We start from the raw sequence: 15,860 nt of genomic DNA on the forward strand, positions 1-15,860 counted from the left end.
TTCCCGGTTTTCAGCGGAGCAGATAGGGCATGTTGACGGTGACGGCGCCGGTGGGGCAGCGCGCCGCGCACGGCCCGCAGTACCAGCACTCGTCGACGTGCATGTAGGCCTTGCCCGAATCATCGTGGATGGCAAGGGAATCGAGCGGACACATGTCGACGCAGAGGGTGCAGCCGGTGATGCACAGCGATTCGTCGATCGTCACCGGGACGTCGGCGCGCTGGGGGACCAATGCCATTACAGGACCTTCCATTCGGGGGTGCTGCGGGTGAGGCTGCCGCGCATGGTGATGCGGTCACCGCGCATGCGGATGTATTCGAGATCGACGGGTCGGCCGTCGTCGAGGTGGGTGAGTCGTTCGAGCATGAGCAGCGGCGCACCGGCCGGGGTATCGAGCGTGGTCGCGGTGTGTGGATCGGCCGCGACGGCTTCTAGTGCGAGATCGGCGGCGCCCAGCGACTGGCCGGTGATCTGTTCGAGCAGCACGAACACGTCGGTGGTCTCGAGATCGTGGGTGAGCAGCTCGGTGCCGATATCGGGCGCGAGGTAGGTGAGGTCCAGGCTCAGCGGCAGATCGGCGAGAAACCGCAGGCGTTCGATGTAGACGACTTTGTCGCCGGGCGCCAGCTCGAGCCGGCGCGCGACGGCCGGGGGAGCGGTGATCGTGGTGGCCGCACGGACCTCGTTGCGGACGGTGCCATGTCCTTTGAGGGTCTCCTGCAGGCCGAGCAGGGCGTCGAGGCCGTGGTCGAACTTGCGGGCGGCGACTCGGGTGCCGAGTTTCGGGGCGCGATCGATGAGCCCCTCGTCGCGCAGCAGCGCCAGCGCTTCGCGCACAGTGTTGCGGGAGGTGCCGTGCTCGGCGGCGAGTTCCTGCTCGCCGGGCACCGTGCCCGCCACCGCGCCCGCCAGGATCTGGTGGCGCAGGATATCGGCGACCCGGCGCGCCCGATCGGCGCGCTGACCGCGAATCGGGGTGGGCTCGGAAGCCCCTGTTTTCTCGCTGACCTGCATGAACAGCGACGATAGCGGCGATTTCGCGGCACTCGGCCCCTCGCGATTCCGACGTGAATTCAGGGGATGTTTCTACGCCGGGTGGCGGTTCGCGCGACCTGCGGGTATCGGCGGCGAAACCGCTATTGCGCCACCTCGGAGCGCGCGGCCGACATTGCGATCACGTCGATCGCAATGTCGGCCGAGGGTTCATGGCTGGCCGGGATTGAGCACGATGAACAGCCCCTTGGCCTCGGCGCATAAGCGGTCGTCGTCGTGCATCGTCGCCCGTAGGTACACCTTGCGGCCCTCGACTCGCTCGGTCCACGCGCGCACCGTCAGTTCGCGATTGAGCGGGGTGATGGAGCGGTAGTCGAGGGTGAGCGAGGCCGTGCGGGTCACCGACTTGGTGGACAGCGCGGCGGTCATGCCGATGATGTCGTCGAAAGCGAGGGCGATGTGCCCACCGTGGGCGGCGTTGTTGCCGCCCAGGTGGAAGCTACGGAAGGTGACCTTCGCGGTCACGCCGTCGCTGTCACCGCTGACGACCGTGTACGGCGGCAGGGTGATGTTGCCGCGCGCGGGCAGGTCGGTGCGGGTCCAGCTGGGCGAGGACCACTCGTCCACCACTGCCTCGTCGAGGCGGGCATTGAGCTGCTCGAGGGTCGCGATGGCCTCTTTGGCGAGCTCGTCGGACGGGTTCACCAGCCGCGCGCGGTCCATCAGCACGCGGACCTGTTCGATCAGCTCGCCGTAGTGCGGTCCGCCCACCGGGTTGTCGGCACTGCGGTTCTTCCGCGCCTGGATCAGCTCGGCGACCGGCCGGAATCCACCTTCGTGATGCTTCTCGTCCGGGAGCGAGTTGCCGACCTGTGTATCGTCCATATGCAACACGTTATCGCTGCCGAGCTGGATGTTCGCGCCGGGGATCGGTGTCAGGTCAACTAGGCTGGGTCCCGATCACCGAGTAGGTCCTACGTACCGGAGCGTCGGCGCACCACCGGTGGTGCCCCCTCCGGGTGAGCGGCGAAAGGCTGAGCGCATGGGTATCGCGGCAGTTGTGTTCGACATGGATGGCGTGCTGATCGATTCCGAACCCATTTGGGAACAGGTCAGGCACGAATATGTGGTCCTCAAAGGTGGCCGGTGGCAACCGGATTCGCAGAAGAAGATGATGGGGATGAACACCCTCGAGTGGTCGTCGTATCTGGCCGATGATCTCGGTGTGGCCGAACCGGCCGACAAGGTCGCTGCCGATGTCATCGATCTGATGGCCGACAAGTACGCCCATCACGTCCCGCTGTTGCCCGGCGCGGTCGAGGCGGTCCAACGGTGCGCGGGAAGCTGGAAACTCGGCCTGGCCAGCTCTTCGCCTGCCACGGTGATCGATCTGGTGCTCGCGAAGTCCGGCCTGCTCGACCTGTTCACCACGGTGCTGTCCACCGAGGAGGTCGGACGCGGCAAGCCCGCACCCGATGTCTACCTGACCGTCGCCCAGCGTCTCGGTGTAGACCCGAAAGACTGTACGGCCGTGGAGGATTCGACCAACGGTCTGCTCTCCGCGCACGGCGCCGGGATGCGTCTGATCGCGGCGCCGCGCCCGGAATTCCCGCCGCGGCCCGACGTGCTCGCCCTGGCCGACGCGGTCATCGGCGATCTCGATCAGCTCACCGCCGACGTCGTGACCGGAACCATCTGACTCAGAAGCTGCCGGTGACGCCGTCGATCCGCTCGCGCAGTAGGTCGGCGTGGCCGTTGTGGCGGGCGTATTCCTCGATCATGTGCAGGTACACCCAGCGCAGGGTGTAGTCGTCGCTGCGCCACGGAACGTGGAACACATGGTCGAGGGAGAGATCGGCGACGGCGGCGTCACAGGCGGCGACCTCGGCGTGGAAGGCAGCGAAGGCCTCCTCGGCCGGCAGCGACGCGAGGTTGTCGAAATCGGCGTCGGGCTCGTCGTCGGTGCTGTACACCGGTTGGACTTCCTGGCCCGCCGCGGACAGCCGGAACCAGCCCCGCTCCACTTCGGTGAGATGGCGGACCAGCCCGAGCAGCGACAGCGTCGACGGCTCCACCGACCGCGTGGCGAGCTGTTCGCCATCGAGTCCACCGCATTTGCCGAGCAACGTCTGGCGGTGAAAGTCCAACCAGGACTGCAACATCGCCCGTTCGTCAGCGCCTACCAGGGTCCTGGTCGGCTCGAGTTCGGGTGCTTTCCACGTCATCGAGGCGAGGCTACCCGCCGTCATATCGCGGTGCAGCTCGATTTCAAGTGTCGCGTCACCGATTCATCGGTCCGCCCGCTCGGAGCCCTCGCTGATCCGGCACACTGGCCCGATGGGTGACCAACGCGACGACCAGCCCGAAGTCGTAGTCCACGTCGGTGACGGCTCCGACGCGCCGCACCCCGTCGATCCCGCCCGGCCGGGTCTCACCGCTACCGATCTCGCGCCCGAACACCCCTTCCTCTTGCTCACCCGGACCCCCACGGACCACATCCAGGCCCGTTACCTCCCCGATGGCACCTACGAACTCGAACACACCACCGGCCCCACCCACCGCCACCTGTACACCAGCGACGCCCTCCTGGTCCGCGACATCGTCTGGTCCTGGGTCCAACGCGACACCTGGTGGTCCGACACCGTCGCCTGGACCACCGTCGATCCCGCCATCGCCGAACTCCACGCTCTGCACACCGAACTCACCGACATGCTCGACGGCATCTCCCTGATGGACTCGGTCACCGACGAACTGGACCAAGCCCTGGCCCGCGCCGACGAACTCCTCGACGCCGACTTCGATTTCGACCTCGGTGAACAGTAGGCCGGCCACGGCCGTGCATCCTGACGTGGCCGAGGCGCGAAATCTCATCAGCGCTCTGGGACTGAACATTTCAGCCGCCGTTCCCGAAGTGGACAACGCCGAGTACGGCGCGGTCGTCTCGAATGTGGGTGGTGGTTCGGTCAGGTTCCGGGTGGGCAAGCAGACCCCGACGAAGGTCGGTTTGTTCGTTTCCGTGTGGCGGCGTGCCGAGGACGGTTCGACGGAGCCGTTCGCGGCCGAGGACGGCGTCGATCTGCTGGTGATCACCTCCCGCACCGGACCGCGTTTCGGGCAGTTCGTGTTTCCCACGAGCGCACTTGTCGAACACGGGATCGTGTCGGTCGCCGGTCGTGGCGGCAAGCGCGGGTTCCGGGTCTACCCACCGTGGTCACAGGTAGCGAACGCACAGGCGCGACGGTCGCAGAAGTGGCAGTGTGGCTACTTCCTCGACCTCGAAAAGATGGATTCGCCGACAGCTCGGAAGCTATACGAACCGGTGTGCCCGCCTTCTGGCCCATCGCACAACGGCAAGTAGCGCTGAGGTGAATTACAGTGGCGCCGTGGGGATTACCGAATACGGTCCGGGCGATGTCGTGTATTTCCCGGCGGGCCCGTTCAGCGGCATCTGCGGTGTCGTCCGGGAGGTCGACGCGCGGCGGGCACAGCTGCGCATCGAATTCGGGGAGGGGACCGTCCACCGGGAAGGCAATGTCCTGCGGGAGCGGCGGCACAAGCTGACTGTCGGATTCGACGAGGTCGAGTTGGTGTAGCGACTCGGAGTTCGTCTTGCGACGCCTGCTGGTGGTGGGCGATGATTGCGCCCAGCATGCTGAATTCCGACCCCTCTTTCGACAGCCTCGAAGGCTTGTCCGTGGGGGATGCGCTGGGCGCGCAATTCTTCGTCCCCGGGCGCTCGATCCCCGATCTTCTTGCCGGACGACCACCGGCGCCACCCTGGCAATGGACCGACGACACCGAGATGGCGTGTTCGGTGTACGCCGAGATCCGAGACCGCGGCAGGGTGGATCGCGATGCTCTCGCGGCCGCATTCGCCGAGCGTTGCGAACCGTATCGCGGCTACGGTCCGGGCACAGTGGTTGTGCTGCACGAGATTCGAGACGGGCGTCCGTGGGCCGAAGCGGCGGGCGCGGTGTTCGACGGGCGGGGATCGTGGGGAAACGGCGCCGCGATGCGGGTGGCGCCGCTCGGTGCGCATTTCGCCGGAGATCCGGACCGGGCCGCGGCGCAGGCGGCGATGTCCGCGGAGCTGACCCATCGGCATCCGGAAGCGATCGTGGGGGCGATGGCGGTCGCGGTCGCGGCCGCATACGCCGCCGACTCTCGCGAAAAGGGCTGTACGCCTGCTGAATTACTGCTGGCCGTGGAGCCATATCTGGTCGACGGGCGCACCGCGCAGGGTGTGCGTCGAGCCCGGCAGCTGCTCGGCCGAACGGTCGCCGAGGCAGCTTATGAACTGGGCAACGGCGCACGGGTCAGCGCTCAGGACACCGTGCCCTTCACCCTGTGGGTGGCCGCTACCTACCTGTACGACTATCCGGCGGCGGTGTGCGCCTGTGTCGAGGCGGGCGGAGACGTCGACACCACGGCCGCGATCGTCGGCGGAATCGTGGCAGCCCATACCGGCACCGGAAATCGCGGTAGCACTCGGGGAATTCCGGCGCAGTGGCTCGCCGCGCGGGAACCGCTGCCCGCATGGGCGCTGGGTTCTCAGCGGGCGCGAGCGCTCCAGCGGCCGTCGTAGCGGACTTCGATCGGGTGGGCGAAGGCGGTGGAGACATGGTCGGTGGTGATGACCTCGGTGGCCGGGCCCGCGGCGACGGTGTGGCCGTCGGCGATGAGCAGGGCGTGGGTGGTGGTGCTCGGGAGTTCCTCGAGGTGATGGGTGACCAGGATCGAGGCGACCTCGGGGTGGGTGTGATCGAGGGTGTCGATGGTGGTGAGCAGTTGTTCGCGGGCGGCCAGGTCGAGTCCGGTGGAGGGTTCGTCCAGGAGTAGGACGAGGGGGTCGCTGATCAGGGCGCGGGCGATCAGGGTGCGGCCGCGCTCGCCCTGGGACAACGTGGGCCAGATGTCGTCGGCCTTGCCGGACAGACCGAGGGTGTCGATGATCGCATCGGCGCGGGCGAGGTCGTCGGCGGACGGTGACCAGCGCATGGGCGTATCGATCGTGCCGGTGACGCCGGTGAGGACGACCTCACGCACGGTGAGCGCGTAGCGCAGGGGATGACGCGGGTTGACGTGGCCGATCGAGCGGCGCAGCCGAGCCAACTCCACCCGGCCGAACTGTTCGCCGAGCACCCGCACGGCCCCGGTCGTGGGGAAGGTGACCGCGCCGCAGAATCCGAGCAGCGTGCTCTTGCCCGCGCCGTTGGGTCCGAGCAGTGCCCAGTGCTCACCGGCACGCACGGTCAGCGAGATGCCGTTGATGATCTTCTTGCCGTCGCGACGGAAGGTCACCTCGTCGAGTTCGATCACCGGAGCGCCGGTCATGTGAAGGCCTCCTTCAAGGCGGACAGGTGGGTGCGGCTGAATTCCGCGGCGGCAGTGGGGTTCCGGTCGGCGATCGCCTGGGTCAGCTGCTCGTGCGCGCAGTGGTCGGCCTGCTCGGAGCGAACCGGGCGCAGTTCGAGCATGTCGATCATGGCCAGGCGCAGGCGCGGGAGAAAGCTGTCGAACAGTTGGGTGAGTACGTCGTTGTGCGCGGCGACGATGACCGCGCGATGGAAGGCCATGTCGGCGTCGACGTGAGCGGCGACGCTCTGGCCCCCGGCGCGGCGACCCGCCAGGGCGCGCCGGATGGCCCGCAGGTCAGCGGGCGTTCGTCGGTGCGCGGCGAGGGCGGCGGCTTCGGCTTCGATCGCGATGCGCGCCTCGATCACCGCGGCGATGGTGGCGCCACGCAGCACGACATCCCAGTCCTCGGACACGTCGAGTGCGGTGACGAACACCCCGGACCCCTGTCTGCTGTCGAGCACGCCTTTGCCCGCGAGTTCCCGGATCGCCTCGCGCAAGGTCGAGCGGCCGACCCCCAACTGGGCGGCGAGCAGCGTCTCGCCCGGTAACCGATGACCCAACGGCCATTCCCCCGCACGGATCCGCGCGAGCAGGAGTTCAGCCGCTTGTGCGGCCAACGGCTGACGTCGTACCTGCGATACCACCGATAAACCTCTCTACTTGTCTGAGGAGTTGTGGTAGAAGTGTACCCATCATGACCAACACCGCGCTTCTTCTCGGCCGCCACGGCGGGGCCTGACCGACCGGCCGCCCCGCCGTGGGGCTCAGTCGTGGCCGGTCGCCGTCGTCTCGTGGCCCGTCGTGGCCAGGAAGCAGAGCAAGTCATGACCGAATTCCCCACCCTGACCACCCCCTCGGGCGCTGTCGCCGACGGCGCGCCCGCGTGGAACCGGCAGCGCCACTCGGCGATGCCGTCGTATCGATACCGCGATGTCCATCGGCGGGTGGATGTCCCCGTCGGGCACCGCGGCTGGCCCGACGCGAGGATGACCACCGCGCCCCTGTGGGTCCCCGTCGACCTGCGTGACGGCAACCAGGCGCTGGCCGAACCGATGGACCCGGCGCGCAAACGCCGGTTCTTCGAACTGCTGATCGCCATGGGCTACAAGGAGATCGAGGTCGGCTACCCGTCCGCCTCGCAGACCGACTTCGATTTCGTGCGACTGCTGGCCGACACCCCGCTCGCCCCGCCGGACGTGGCCATCGTCGTGTTCACCCCGGCGCGTCGTGACCTGATCGAACGGACCGTCGAGTCGGTGCGCGGTATCGCCAACGAGGTGGTGATCCACCTGTACACCGCTACCGCGCCGGTCTGGCGTTCGGTGGTTCTCGGCAAGGATCGCGCGCAACTGCGCGAGTTGATCGTCGCCGGTGCTCGCGACGTCCTGGAACTGGCCGGCGAGCTGCCGAACGTGCGGTTCCAGTTCTCGCCGGAAGTGTTCAACCTGACCGAACCGGATTTCGCCCTCGAGATCTGCGACGCCGTCACCGAGCTGTGGCAGGCGACCCCGCAGCGGCCGGTGACACTGAATCTGCCTGCGACAGTGGAGGTCGCGACCCCGAACATCTATGCCGACCAGATCGAATACATGCACCGCAACCTGGCTCGCCGCGACGGCGTGATCTTGTCGGTGCACCCGCACAACGACCGGGGGACCGGCATCGCCTGCGCCGAACTGGCCGTACTGGCAGGCGCGCAACGCGTGGAGGGCTGCGTCTTCGGCAACGGCGAACGCACCGGCAACGTCGACATCGCCACCCTGGCCCTGAACCTGCACGCCCAGGGCGTGGACCCGATGATCGACTTCTCCGATATCGACGAGATCCGCCGCACCGTCGAGCACTGCACCCGCCTGCCCGTCCACGAAAGGCACCCGTACGTAGGCGATCTCGTCCACACCGCGTTCTCCGGCACCCACCAGGACGCGATCGGCAAGGGCATGGCCGAGCACCGCCGTCGGGCGGCCACCGAGGGCATCCCCGAACGCGAATCGCAGTGGCAGGTGCCGTATCTGCCGATCGACCCCGCCGACCTCGGCCGCTCCTACGACGCCGTGATCCGGGTCAACTCACAGTCCGGCAAAGGCGGCATCGCCTATCTGCTGCACACCGAATACGGGCTGGACCTGCCACGCCGTCTGCAGATCGACCTGGCGAAGCGGGTCCAAGAACACGCCGACGAGACCGGCGCGGAAATCACCGCCAAGGAACTGTTCACGCTGTTCGAGCAGGCCTACACCGCCCCCGAACACCGAATCACGCTGGTGCGATGGGAGATCGCCGACGGCACCACCGAGATCGTCCTCGACGCGCACGGCGACGAACGGCGCTCGGTACACCACAGCGTGGGCCCGGTCGAGGCACTGACCGCCGCCCTCGCCGCGGCGGGACACCCCATCGAGATCCTCGGCCTGACCCAACATTCGGTAGACAAAGGTGCCGATAGCACTGCCGTGAGCTACGTCGAATACCGAGCGGCCGACCGCACCGGGTGGGCGTTCGGGCGCGACACCTCGGTCGTGGCGGCCTCGCTGGAAGCGGTGATGAACGCCGTCAACGCGACGGGATAGGTCTATCGGGGCGGTCGCGCCAGCGGCTGCCCCGCGTCGCCGGGCGAATCAGTCCGCGTCGCCCTCGCACCAGTCGTCGAACGCGTCGAACTCCGCCTCGTACTGGGGCGGAACCGAGTCCTCGACGGCATTCTCGATCGGGTCCCAGATCGTATTGCACCCCTCGGGGGCGGGCGGCCACGACTCGATGTACTCGACCAACGGCGACGAAGGCGGCTCGGCTTCCTCCGCCGCTGCGACACCCGCGGTGGCCAGGGTCAATGCCGCGGCGGCACCCGCGGTGGCGATGATCCGGCAAACGCTGTTCATGACATCCTCCTGTCCGCGCCGACATGTGATGTCCAGCAATCCTAGCCGCGCGCGACCGTGCGGCTCAGGAGCGAGAGGCCGTCGTAGTCGTCTGCTGGGCAGTTGCTGTCAGCACCAACCGGTCAGGTACATGAGGCCGAGGCTGGTGGTGCCGAGGATCAGGCCGAGGGTGCCGCCGAGGATCAGCGGGCGCGGACCTGCGGTGCGCAGGCGGGCGAGGCTCAGGGAGGTGCCGATGGCGGCGAGGACGGCGGCGATGAGCCAGGCGCTGAGGTCGGCGAGCGGCGCGGTCAGTTCGGCCGGGACGATGCCGAGGCCCGCCATGACGGAGGCGGCCAGGAACAGGATCACGAAGAGCGGGACCGCTTGACGCAGAGAGGGCTGAGGTAGATCGGTCACCTCGGCGATGTGGCGGCGGCCGACGTGCAGGCCGACGCAGAGCGGGATGATGGCGAGACTGCGCACCATTTTCACGATCACCGCGAACTGGGCCGCGCCCGCGCCGAAGATGACGCCCGCGGCCAACACCGACGACGTGTCGTTGATCGCGGTACCCGCCCACAGTCCGAAGGCCTCCTGCGACAGGCCAAGAGCGCGGCCCATCGGCGGATACACCAGCACCGCCGTGACATTGAAGATGAAGATGGTGCACAGGGCGTAGGCGACCCGTTGCTTGTCGGGCCGCAGGACCGCGGTGGCCGCGGCGATCGCGGACGCGCCGCAGATGGTGGTGCCCACGGCGATGAGGGTCGCCGACTCCTTGTCCACCGCCAGCATCCGTCCGACGAAGAACGCCGCCACCCCGCCGACGAGCAGCGTCCCGATCAGCACTACCGCCGTCTCGCGCCCCACACCCATGACCGACCCCAGCGGCAGGCCGAGTCCCAGCAGCACGATCGCCAGCCCGAGCAAGCGCTGGCGGGCGACATCGAGCCCGGGGCCGAACGTCTCGCCCGTCACGTCCTTGCGTCGCAGCACCATCCCGGCGACGGCGCCCGCGCCGAGCGCGAGCACCGGCGTGCCGATCATCGGCAGCGCCTTGCCGAATGGCGTGGCCACAGTAGCCAGGAGTGCGGCCAGGATCAGGCCGGGAGCGAGAGCGGGTACGCGGTTCACTCCTTCACCCTCGCGCCACCGAGGACTCCGAGGTAGAGCCCGAATTCGCAGGTGGTCATAATTTGCGCTTATGGCCCTGCCGATGGGGTGTGTGGTTTCCTGGAGACGTGCGGAAACGAACCCGGCTGACTGTCGCCACCGGTGTCGGATTGATGCTGTGGGGTGAATGGGCGAATCGGCGCGCCTCTCGTCGGGGCGTCGGCCCGCCACGCTCAGGGTCGGAAGCAGTCGTGGTCCTCGGGTACCGCAACACCGGTTCGCGCGCCAACGGCATGAACCGGTGGCGAGTGCGCGCCGGTCTGCGATCCATCGATCCGCGTGCGACCGAGACCCGCCTCGTGCTGTGCGGGGGCGCCTGCGCGGGTCCGGAGACCGAGGCGGCGCTGATGGGGCGCTACGCCGTGGAAACCTGTGGCTACGAGGGCGAACTGGTCCTGGAGGAATCGAGCCGATCCACTTGGGAGAACATCGCTTTCGCGATTCCGTACCTGAAGGACGTCGACCGGATCAAGATCGTCTCACTGCCCACCCACGCCGAGACCGCCCGCGACTATCTCACAGAACAGAGCCCGGAACTGGCCGTCCGACTCGTCCCCGGACAGGAGTACCGATTCGGCGAATGGATGCCGCTCAAACCGGTGTTCGCTCTCTACGGGGTGGCCAAGAAGCTGCGCCGCCGATTCGGCCCGGATCACGGCGGCGACGGTGCCTGATGTGGTGGCGCGCCGCCGGTCACCCATAATCGGGCCATGACGCTGCCACCCGGAACCCCCGACCTGGAGGTCCTCGATCTCCTCGTGTCGGTGGCCGAGCTGGGCAGCCTGGGTGCCGCCGCGCGCAGACACGGGGTCAGCCAGCCCGCCGCGAGCATGCGCATCAGCGCGCTGGAACGGCGCATGCACGTGAAGCTGCTCGACCGTGCGCCGACCGGTTCCGAACTCACCGACGCGGGTCGCGCCGTCGTCGCCCACGCGCGCACCGTCCTGGCCGCCGTCGAAGACCTCGTAGACGATGTCGCCCGGCTCCGCGCCGCACAGGCCCCACGCCTGCGCATCGCCGCCTCCAAGACCATCGCCGACCACCGCATCCCCCATTGGCTCGCCGCCCTGCGCGCCGATCACCCCGAAGTCGTGATCTCGCTCGAAGTCGAGAACTCGACACAGGTCGCGGGCCTCGTGCGGGACGGCACGGCCGATCTCGGATTCGTGGAAGGCCCGCATCCACCGGCCGGACTCGGCAGCCGAGTGCTCGGCGCCGACGACCTGGTCGTCGTTGTGGCGCCGAATCATCCATGGGCGCAGCGCAAGACTCCGGTCACGCTGACCGAGCTGGCAGGCACCGCCCTGCTGTGGCGCGAACCCGGCTCTGGCACCCGCGACACCGTCTGGGACCTCCTGGCCACCGCGGCCCCACCCACGGGCCCGGCGGCCGAACTCGGCTCGACCGGCGCGATCGTGGCCGCGGCCCGAACGGGCATGGCTCCCGCGGTCCTGAGCCGCTTGATCGCCGCACCGGACCTCGTCACCGGCACCCTGGTGGAGGTCCCTTCGGCCGACTCGGCCCGCCTGACTCGCAAATTCCGCGCCATCTGGCGCCGCAACACCCCACCGTCGGGCCCCGGCGAACTCCTCGTCGACCGGGCTGCCCGTCTCGAAATCGCCCGCGGCGCGGTGGTGGGACTTCCCGCCGACGCCGCATCGTCACAGGTGGAGGGTCCGCAGTAGTGCCTCGCCCGCGCCACGTGACGCCGATCAGTCCGGCATCGGCCCGAGTTCGGGGCGAAATAGTGCGTGAGCGGAGCTGACGGCTCTAGTCTGTTATGGCTACGCACTGTGGAGGTTGGATCAAATGACGGTCGAGATCGTGACCGAGCCGGCGCCGGAAAGCCTGTGGTCCGGATCGGGCCGGGCGACCGGAACACCGCCGACGTCGATGATCGAGCGGATGACGCTCATTCTGGACGCGTTCGACTCCGCCACCCCCACCCTGACGCTGCTCGGGCTCGCCGAACGCACCGGGCTGCCGCGCTCGACCGTGCATCGCATCCTCGACCAGATGATCCGGCTGCGCTGGCTCGCGCACACACCCGGCGGCTACCGGCTGGGTCTGCGGGTGCTCGAACTCGGCGGGCTCGCGGCCGAGCAGAACGAACTGCGCGAGGTGGTAGGGCCGCTGCTCTACGAACTCAGTCAGCGCACCGGGCTGGTCGGCCACCTCGCGGTGCTGGACGGGCGCGAGGTCTTGTTCCTCGATCGTTCGGGTGGCCGGGGCGGGGTGGTCATCCCGACCCGCGTCGGGGGCAGGTTGCCCGCGCACTCCACGGCGGTCGGTAAGGCGTTGCTGGCCACGTTGGAGCCCGGCATCGCGGAAGCCTCACTGCGTGGCAACGCCGTGGCGCGGACCGCGCGCACGATCGTCGACCGGGCCGAACTGCACCGCGAACTCGCCCGCATCCGCAACCGTCAGGGCGTGGCCGTCGACACCGAGGAATCGCTCCCGGGCGTCGGCTGCGTGGCGGTGCCGATCCGAGGCCGTAGCGTCGCGGTGGCGGCGATCTCGCTGTCGGGGACGGTCAAGGGCGAGCGCACGGCACTCGACACCGCACGGCTGGCTCGCGCGCTCGCCGAGGTGGCCAAGGAAGCCTCACGCACCCTGGCCCCCCGGCACCCGCACTAGGACTCGCGCCGCGCGATCGCCCGACCGGCCGCCCGACCGGAGAAGATGCACCCGCCGAGGAACGTGCCCTCCAGCGCGTTGTACCCGTGCACGCCGCCGCCGCCGAATCCGGCGACCTCACCGGCGGAGTACAGACCGGGGAACACCGAGCCGTCCGGGCGAAGCACCTGCGAATCCAGGTCGGTCTGCAGTCCGCCCAGGGTCTTGCGGGTCAGCACATTGAGGCGTACCGCGATCAGCGGGCCGTGGGCGGGATCGAGAATGCGGTGCGGTTTGACGACGCGGACCTTGTCGCCGAGGAACTTGCGGGCGTTGTTGATCGCGATCACCTGCGCGTCCTTGGAGAACGAGTTCGCGACTTCGCGGTCCCGGCCCACGATCTGGTGTTCGAGGGTGGCGACGTCGAGCTTCGGCCCGCGCGCGATCTCGTTCATGCCGTCGACGAGCTCGGCCAGCGAATCGGCGACCACGAAGTCGACACCGTGCTGCTTGAATGCTTCCACCGGGCCCGGCGCGCCCTTGGCGAGCCTGCTGCGCACGGTGAACTTCAAGTCCTTGCCGGTGATGTCGGGATTCTGTTCCGAACCCGACAGCGCGAACTCCTTCTCGATGATCGACTGGTTCAGGACGAACCACGAGTAGTCGTAGCCGGTCGACAGGATCTGGCGCATGGTCTCGTTGGTGTCGAAACCGGGGAAACACGGTGCGGGCATCCGGTTTCCGTTCGCGTCGAACCACAGCGACGACGGGCCGGGAATGATGCGAATGGCGTGGTCGGGCCAGATCGGATCCCAGTTGTTGATGCCTTCGGTGTAGTGCCACATCCGGTCGCGGTTGACCAGCGCCGCGCCCGCCTGCTCGGAGATGGCGAGCATCCGGCCGTCCACGTAGGCGGGGACGCCGGAGATCATGGTCTCCGGGCACGGGCCGAGACGTTCGGTGGGCCAGTTGCGGCGGATGAGGTCGTGGGCATGGCCGATGCCGCCCGAACTCACCAGAACCGCCGGTGCCGCGAAGCTGAACTCGCCCGCCACATTCCGGTTCGACGCCTGGCCTCGGTCGGTGTCGGAGGGTGCGAGAACACTGCCGCTGACTCCGGTCACGGCGCCGTCTTCGACGATCAGCTCGTCGACGCGGTGCCGGAAGGCGAAGCGCACCAATCCTTTTGCCTCACCGTCCAAGACCGGATCCCGGAAGACGCGAAGCACCTCGGGCCCGGTGCCCCAGGTGAGATGGAATCGTGGCACCGAGTTGCCGTGTCCGCCGGCGAGGCCGCCGCCCCGCTCGGCCCAGCCGACCAGCGGGGTGAAGCGCAAACCCAAGGCGTGCAGGTAATCTCGCTTCTCGTCGGTGGCGAAGCGCACGTAGGCCTTCGCCCACTCGCGGCCCATCCGATCCTCGTCCTCGCGGTCGAAACCGGCCGAACCCAGCCAATCCTGCAGTGCCAGTTCGTAAGAGTCCTTGATGCCCATCCTGCGCTGTTCCGGGCTGTCGACAACGAACAACCCACCCAGCGACCAGAACGCCTGCCCGCCGAGATTGGCGCGGTTCTCCTGATCGAGGACCAGTACCTTGCGTCCGGCGAGCACCAATTCGTGGGTGGCGACCAGGCCCGCCAGTCCGGCGCCGACGACAATCGCGTCGGGGGTGAAATCTTCGGTGGGCTCAGACGCTGTGCTCGGCATGCCTGGAACGTAGCATTGGTTCGTCGGCGGGCGGGGAAAAGTCCTGGAAAACACCCTGACCAGCGATATTCCATTCGATGAAAGGCTCGACAAGTTCATGAACGTCCGAACCCGTACCGGCGCTGCCGTCCTCACCCTCGCCGTCGTGGCCGGCCTCGGCTCCACGTCCTGCTCGAAGACGCGCTGGTGTGAGCGCGATCAGGGCGACGTTCTCGTCGCGGACTCCTATTGCGAACGTGGTGTCGCGGGCTACGAGTGGGAGCCCGACCACGACAAGCCGAAGTACAAGAAGAAGCCCAAGAAGCACTGACAATCGGCAGCGGTGTTGTGCCGCAGGCGATCCGAGATATAACCGTGGCGCAGCCGATGCCGATTTCGCGCCATGAAGATGCAGGTCAACGGGTATTCCACCACTGAGCACGCCGAATGCTGTTGGGGCAGGAGGCGAACCGCTCTTTCTCTATTTCTCACAACGGCGTGAGTGGGTGGGCACGATGACCAATCGGAAGGCAATTCGTATCGTCGCGAGGCAGACAGCGCGAGCGCTGTCGGTGTTGCTACTGGCTGCGGGAATCGGGACGGCGATGTCCCCGGGATTGACAGCGTGGGCGCAGAATTGCGCCACGCTCGATATCGTTGTCGCCCGTGGCACACAGGAACCCGGCTATCTGGGAGCCGTGATCGGCGACCCGCTCTACGCGGCCCTGAGCGCGCAACTACCGGTGGATACGACCGCCCATCGCGTCGAGTACCCAGCCGACCTGCTGGTCCCGACCTCGATGATCGACGGCACTCGAGCGATGACCAGCCATGTGATCGACCAGGCCGCTGCCTGCCCCGATCAGCGCTTCGTCCTCGTCGGCTACTCCCAGGGCGCGGTGGTCACCCACGGCACTCTCGGCTCCGTGTGGCTGCCCGGTGCGTGGGTATTGCCCCCCGAGCTGTCCTCGCGCGTCGTCGCGGTTCTGCTGTTCGGCGACCCACTGCGACTCGTCGGCGTGCCGGTCGCACCGTTGTACGCCGACCGCACCGCGAACTATTGCGCCGCAGGCGATCCGGTCTGCGCGGGCGGGATCTTCCCGGCCGCACACGGCAGATACGAGTGGGCATTCGCAGCCGCGGCCGGACAGGTGAACGCGCGGTTGTGAGCCGC

Annotated in this window: 20 protein-coding genes; 11 read left to right on the forward strand and 9 right to left on the reverse strand. The window is 68.1% G+C overall.

Going from position 1 to position 15,860, the window contains the following annotated elements:
* Positions 1-10: 10 nt before the first annotated feature.
* The 3 genes from OHS03_RS08650 to OHS03_RS08660 form a co-directional block, all read right to left on the reverse strand.
* Positions 11-238, reverse strand: a complete 228-nt coding sequence (locus OHS03_RS08650; protein ID WP_056816936.1) for a 4Fe-4S dicluster domain-containing protein — start codon at positions 236-238, stop codon at positions 11-13.
* Positions 238-1,014, reverse strand: a complete 777-nt coding sequence (locus OHS03_RS08655) for a GntR family transcriptional regulator (RefSeq protein ID WP_328662203.1) — start codon at positions 1,012-1,014, stop codon at positions 238-240. The genes OHS03_RS08650 and OHS03_RS08655 overlap by 1 nt, the downstream gene beginning before the upstream one ends.
* A 189-nt stretch (positions 1,015-1,203) precedes the next feature.
* Positions 1,204-1,878, reverse strand: a complete 675-nt coding sequence (locus OHS03_RS08660) for a PaaI family thioesterase (RefSeq protein WP_328662205.1) — start codon at positions 1,876-1,878, stop codon at positions 1,204-1,206.
* A 157-nt stretch (positions 1,879-2,035) separates the two neighbouring features.
* Here OHS03_RS08660 and OHS03_RS08665 point away from each other — a divergent pair, with 157 nt between their 5' ends.
* Complete coding sequence (locus OHS03_RS08665) at positions 2,036-2,692, forward strand: HAD family hydrolase (protein WP_328662207.1); 657 nt, start codon at positions 2,036-2,038, stop codon at positions 2,690-2,692.
* A 1-nt stretch (position 2,693) separates the two neighbouring features.
* On the opposite strand, the gene OHS03_RS08670 is transcribed toward OHS03_RS08665, so the two are convergent.
* Positions 2,694-3,218 carry a DinB family protein gene (locus OHS03_RS08670; RefSeq protein WP_328662209.1) on the reverse strand — a complete coding sequence of 175 codons (525 nt, stop codon included), beginning with the start codon at positions 3,216-3,218 and terminating at the stop codon, positions 2,694-2,696.
* A 112-nt stretch (positions 3,219-3,330) separates the two neighbouring features.
* On the opposite strand from OHS03_RS08670, the gene OHS03_RS08675 reads away from it, so the two are divergent.
* From OHS03_RS08675 to OHS03_RS08690, 4 genes are read left to right on the forward strand one after another with little or no spacing between them, the layout of a single operon-like run.
* A complete protein-coding gene (locus OHS03_RS08675) occupies positions 3,331-3,816 on the forward strand; it encodes a hypothetical protein (RefSeq protein ID WP_328662212.1) in 486 nt (161 codons plus the stop codon).
* Entirely contained in the window at positions 3,806-4,351 is a 546-nt protein-coding gene (locus tag OHS03_RS08680) for a MepB family protein (protein WP_328662213.1), read from the forward strand. The genes OHS03_RS08675 and OHS03_RS08680 overlap by 11 nt, the downstream gene beginning before the upstream one ends.
* Before the next feature lie 25 nt (positions 4,352-4,376).
* The gene (locus OHS03_RS08685) at positions 4,377-4,586 is read left to right on the forward strand and encodes a hypothetical protein (RefSeq protein WP_056817280.1); all 210 of its coding nucleotides are present in this window, start codon (positions 4,377-4,379) and stop codon (positions 4,584-4,586) included.
* A gap of 41 nt (positions 4,587-4,627) precedes the next feature.
* Complete coding sequence (locus OHS03_RS08690) at positions 4,628-5,578, forward strand: ADP-ribosylglycohydrolase family protein (RefSeq protein ID WP_328662215.1); 951 nt, start codon at positions 4,628-4,630, stop codon at positions 5,576-5,578.
* Here OHS03_RS08690 and OHS03_RS08695 read toward each other — a convergent pair.
* Positions 5,545-6,327, reverse strand: a complete 783-nt coding sequence (locus OHS03_RS08695; protein WP_328662217.1) for an ABC transporter ATP-binding protein — start codon at positions 6,325-6,327, stop codon at positions 5,545-5,547. The two genes, OHS03_RS08690 and OHS03_RS08695, sit on opposite strands and share 34 nt — an antisense overlap.
* Positions 6,324-6,995, reverse strand: a complete 672-nt coding sequence (locus OHS03_RS08700; protein WP_328662219.1) for a FadR/GntR family transcriptional regulator — start codon at positions 6,993-6,995, stop codon at positions 6,324-6,326. Before OHS03_RS08700 ends, OHS03_RS08695 begins: the two co-directional genes overlap by 4 nt.
* Positions 6,996-7,175: 180 nt before the next feature.
* Between OHS03_RS08700 and OHS03_RS08705 the strand changes: the two genes are divergently transcribed.
* On the forward strand, positions 7,176-8,921 hold the full coding sequence (locus tag OHS03_RS08705) for a 2-isopropylmalate synthase (protein WP_328662221.1): 1,746 nt from the start codon (positions 7,176-7,178) through the stop codon (positions 8,919-8,921).
* A 48-nt stretch (positions 8,922-8,969) separates the two neighbouring features.
* Here the strand turns inward: OHS03_RS08705 and OHS03_RS08710 are convergent, their stop codons facing one another.
* Both OHS03_RS08710 and OHS03_RS08715 read right to left on the reverse strand, forming a co-directional pair.
* Positions 8,970-9,230, reverse strand: a complete 261-nt coding sequence (locus tag OHS03_RS08710; protein WP_328662223.1) for a hypothetical protein — start codon at positions 9,228-9,230, stop codon at positions 8,970-8,972.
* Between the two features lie 108 nt (positions 9,231-9,338).
* Positions 9,339-10,346 (reverse strand): YeiH family protein, encoded by a 1,008-nt coding sequence (locus OHS03_RS08715; protein WP_328662225.1) that lies wholly within the window; start codon positions 10,344-10,346, stop codon positions 9,339-9,341.
* Positions 10,347-10,453: 107 nt separating this feature from the next.
* Here OHS03_RS08715 and OHS03_RS08720 point away from each other — a divergent pair, with 107 nt between their 5' ends.
* The 3 genes from OHS03_RS08720 to OHS03_RS08730 all read left to right on the forward strand — a co-directional run bounded on the left by OHS03_RS08720 (position 10,454) and on the right by OHS03_RS08730 (position 13,022).
* Entirely contained in the window at positions 10,454-11,059 is a 606-nt protein-coding gene (locus OHS03_RS08720) for a YdcF family protein (RefSeq protein WP_328662227.1), read from the forward strand.
* 36 nt (positions 11,060-11,095) lie between these two features.
* Entirely contained in the window at positions 11,096-12,070 is a 975-nt protein-coding gene (locus OHS03_RS08725; protein WP_328662229.1) for a LysR substrate-binding domain-containing protein, read from the forward strand.
* 124 nt (positions 12,071-12,194) lie between these two features.
* Positions 12,195-13,022 carry an IclR family transcriptional regulator gene (locus OHS03_RS08730; protein ID WP_056817695.1) on the forward strand — a complete coding sequence of 276 codons (828 nt, stop codon included), beginning with the start codon at positions 12,195-12,197 and terminating at the stop codon, positions 13,020-13,022.
* Here the strand turns inward: OHS03_RS08730 and OHS03_RS08735 are convergent.
* On the reverse strand, positions 13,019-14,707 hold the full coding sequence (locus OHS03_RS08735) for an FAD-binding dehydrogenase (RefSeq protein ID WP_328662231.1): 1,689 nt from the start codon (positions 14,705-14,707) through the stop codon (positions 13,019-13,021). The genes OHS03_RS08730 and OHS03_RS08735 overlap by 4 nt on opposite strands.
* A gap of 97 nt (positions 14,708-14,804) precedes the next feature.
* Between OHS03_RS08735 and OHS03_RS08740 the strand changes: the two genes are divergently transcribed.
* Positions 14,805-15,017 (forward strand): hypothetical protein, encoded by a 213-nt coding sequence (locus tag OHS03_RS08740; RefSeq protein ID WP_328662233.1) that lies wholly within the window; start codon positions 14,805-14,807, stop codon positions 15,015-15,017.
* A gap of 184 nt (positions 15,018-15,201) precedes the next feature.
* Positions 15,202-15,855 carry a cutinase family protein gene (locus OHS03_RS08745; protein WP_328662236.1) on the forward strand — a complete coding sequence of 218 codons (654 nt, stop codon included), beginning with the start codon at positions 15,202-15,204 and terminating at the stop codon, positions 15,853-15,855.
* Positions 15,856-15,860 lie beyond the last annotated feature (5 nt).

It is taken from the genome of Nocardia salmonicida, assembly GCF_036142455.1.
Lineage (GTDB): Bacteria > Actinomycetota > Actinomycetes > Mycobacteriales > Mycobacteriaceae > Nocardia > Nocardia salmonicida.

Excerpts from the sequence above, each read along its gene's own strand:
- OHS03_RS08725 (WP_328662229.1), top strand. The coding sequence starts at position 11,096 with ATGACGCTGCCACCCGGAACCCCCGACCTGGAGGTCCTCGATCTCCTC.
- OHS03_RS08735 (WP_328662231.1), bottom strand. The coding sequence starts at position 14,707 with ATGCCGAGCACAGCGTCTGAGCCCACCGAAGATTTCACCCCCGACGCG.
- OHS03_RS08665 (WP_328662207.1), top strand. The coding sequence starts at position 2,036 with ATGGGTATCGCGGCAGTTGTGTTCGACATGGATGGCGTGCTGATCGAT.
- OHS03_RS08740 (WP_328662233.1), top strand. The coding sequence starts at position 14,805 with ATGAACGTCCGAACCCGTACCGGCGCTGCCGTCCTCACCCTCGCCGTC.
- OHS03_RS08690 (WP_328662215.1), top strand. The coding sequence starts at position 4,628 with ATGATTGCGCCCAGCATGCTGAATTCCGACCCCTCTTTCGACAGCCTC.
- OHS03_RS08675 (WP_328662212.1), top strand. The coding sequence starts at position 3,331 with ATGGGTGACCAACGCGACGACCAGCCCGAAGTCGTAGTCCACGTCGGT.
- OHS03_RS08650 (WP_056816936.1), bottom strand. The coding sequence starts at position 238 with ATGGCATTGGTCCCCCAGCGCGCCGACGTCCCGGTGACGATCGACGAA.
- OHS03_RS08730 (WP_056817695.1), top strand. The coding sequence starts at position 12,195 with ATGACGGTCGAGATCGTGACCGAGCCGGCGCCGGAAAGCCTGTGGTCC.
- OHS03_RS08745 (WP_328662236.1), top strand. The coding sequence starts at position 15,202 with ATGACCAATCGGAAGGCAATTCGTATCGTCGCGAGGCAGACAGCGCGA.
- OHS03_RS08710 (WP_328662223.1), bottom strand. The coding sequence starts at position 9,230 with ATGAACAGCGTTTGCCGGATCATCGCCACCGCGGGTGCCGCCGCGGCA.
- OHS03_RS08660 (WP_328662205.1), bottom strand. The coding sequence starts at position 1,878 with ATGGACGATACACAGGTCGGCAACTCGCTCCCGGACGAGAAGCATCAC.
- OHS03_RS08670 (WP_328662209.1), bottom strand. The coding sequence starts at position 3,218 with ATGACGTGGAAAGCACCCGAACTCGAGCCGACCAGGACCCTGGTAGGC.
- OHS03_RS08655 (WP_328662203.1), bottom strand. The coding sequence starts at position 1,014 with ATGCAGGTCAGCGAGAAAACAGGGGCTTCCGAGCCCACCCCGATTCGC.
- OHS03_RS08695 (WP_328662217.1), bottom strand. The coding sequence starts at position 6,327 with ATGACCGGCGCTCCGGTGATCGAACTCGACGAGGTGACCTTCCGTCGC.
- OHS03_RS08705 (WP_328662221.1), top strand. The coding sequence starts at position 7,176 with ATGACCGAATTCCCCACCCTGACCACCCCCTCGGGCGCTGTCGCCGAC.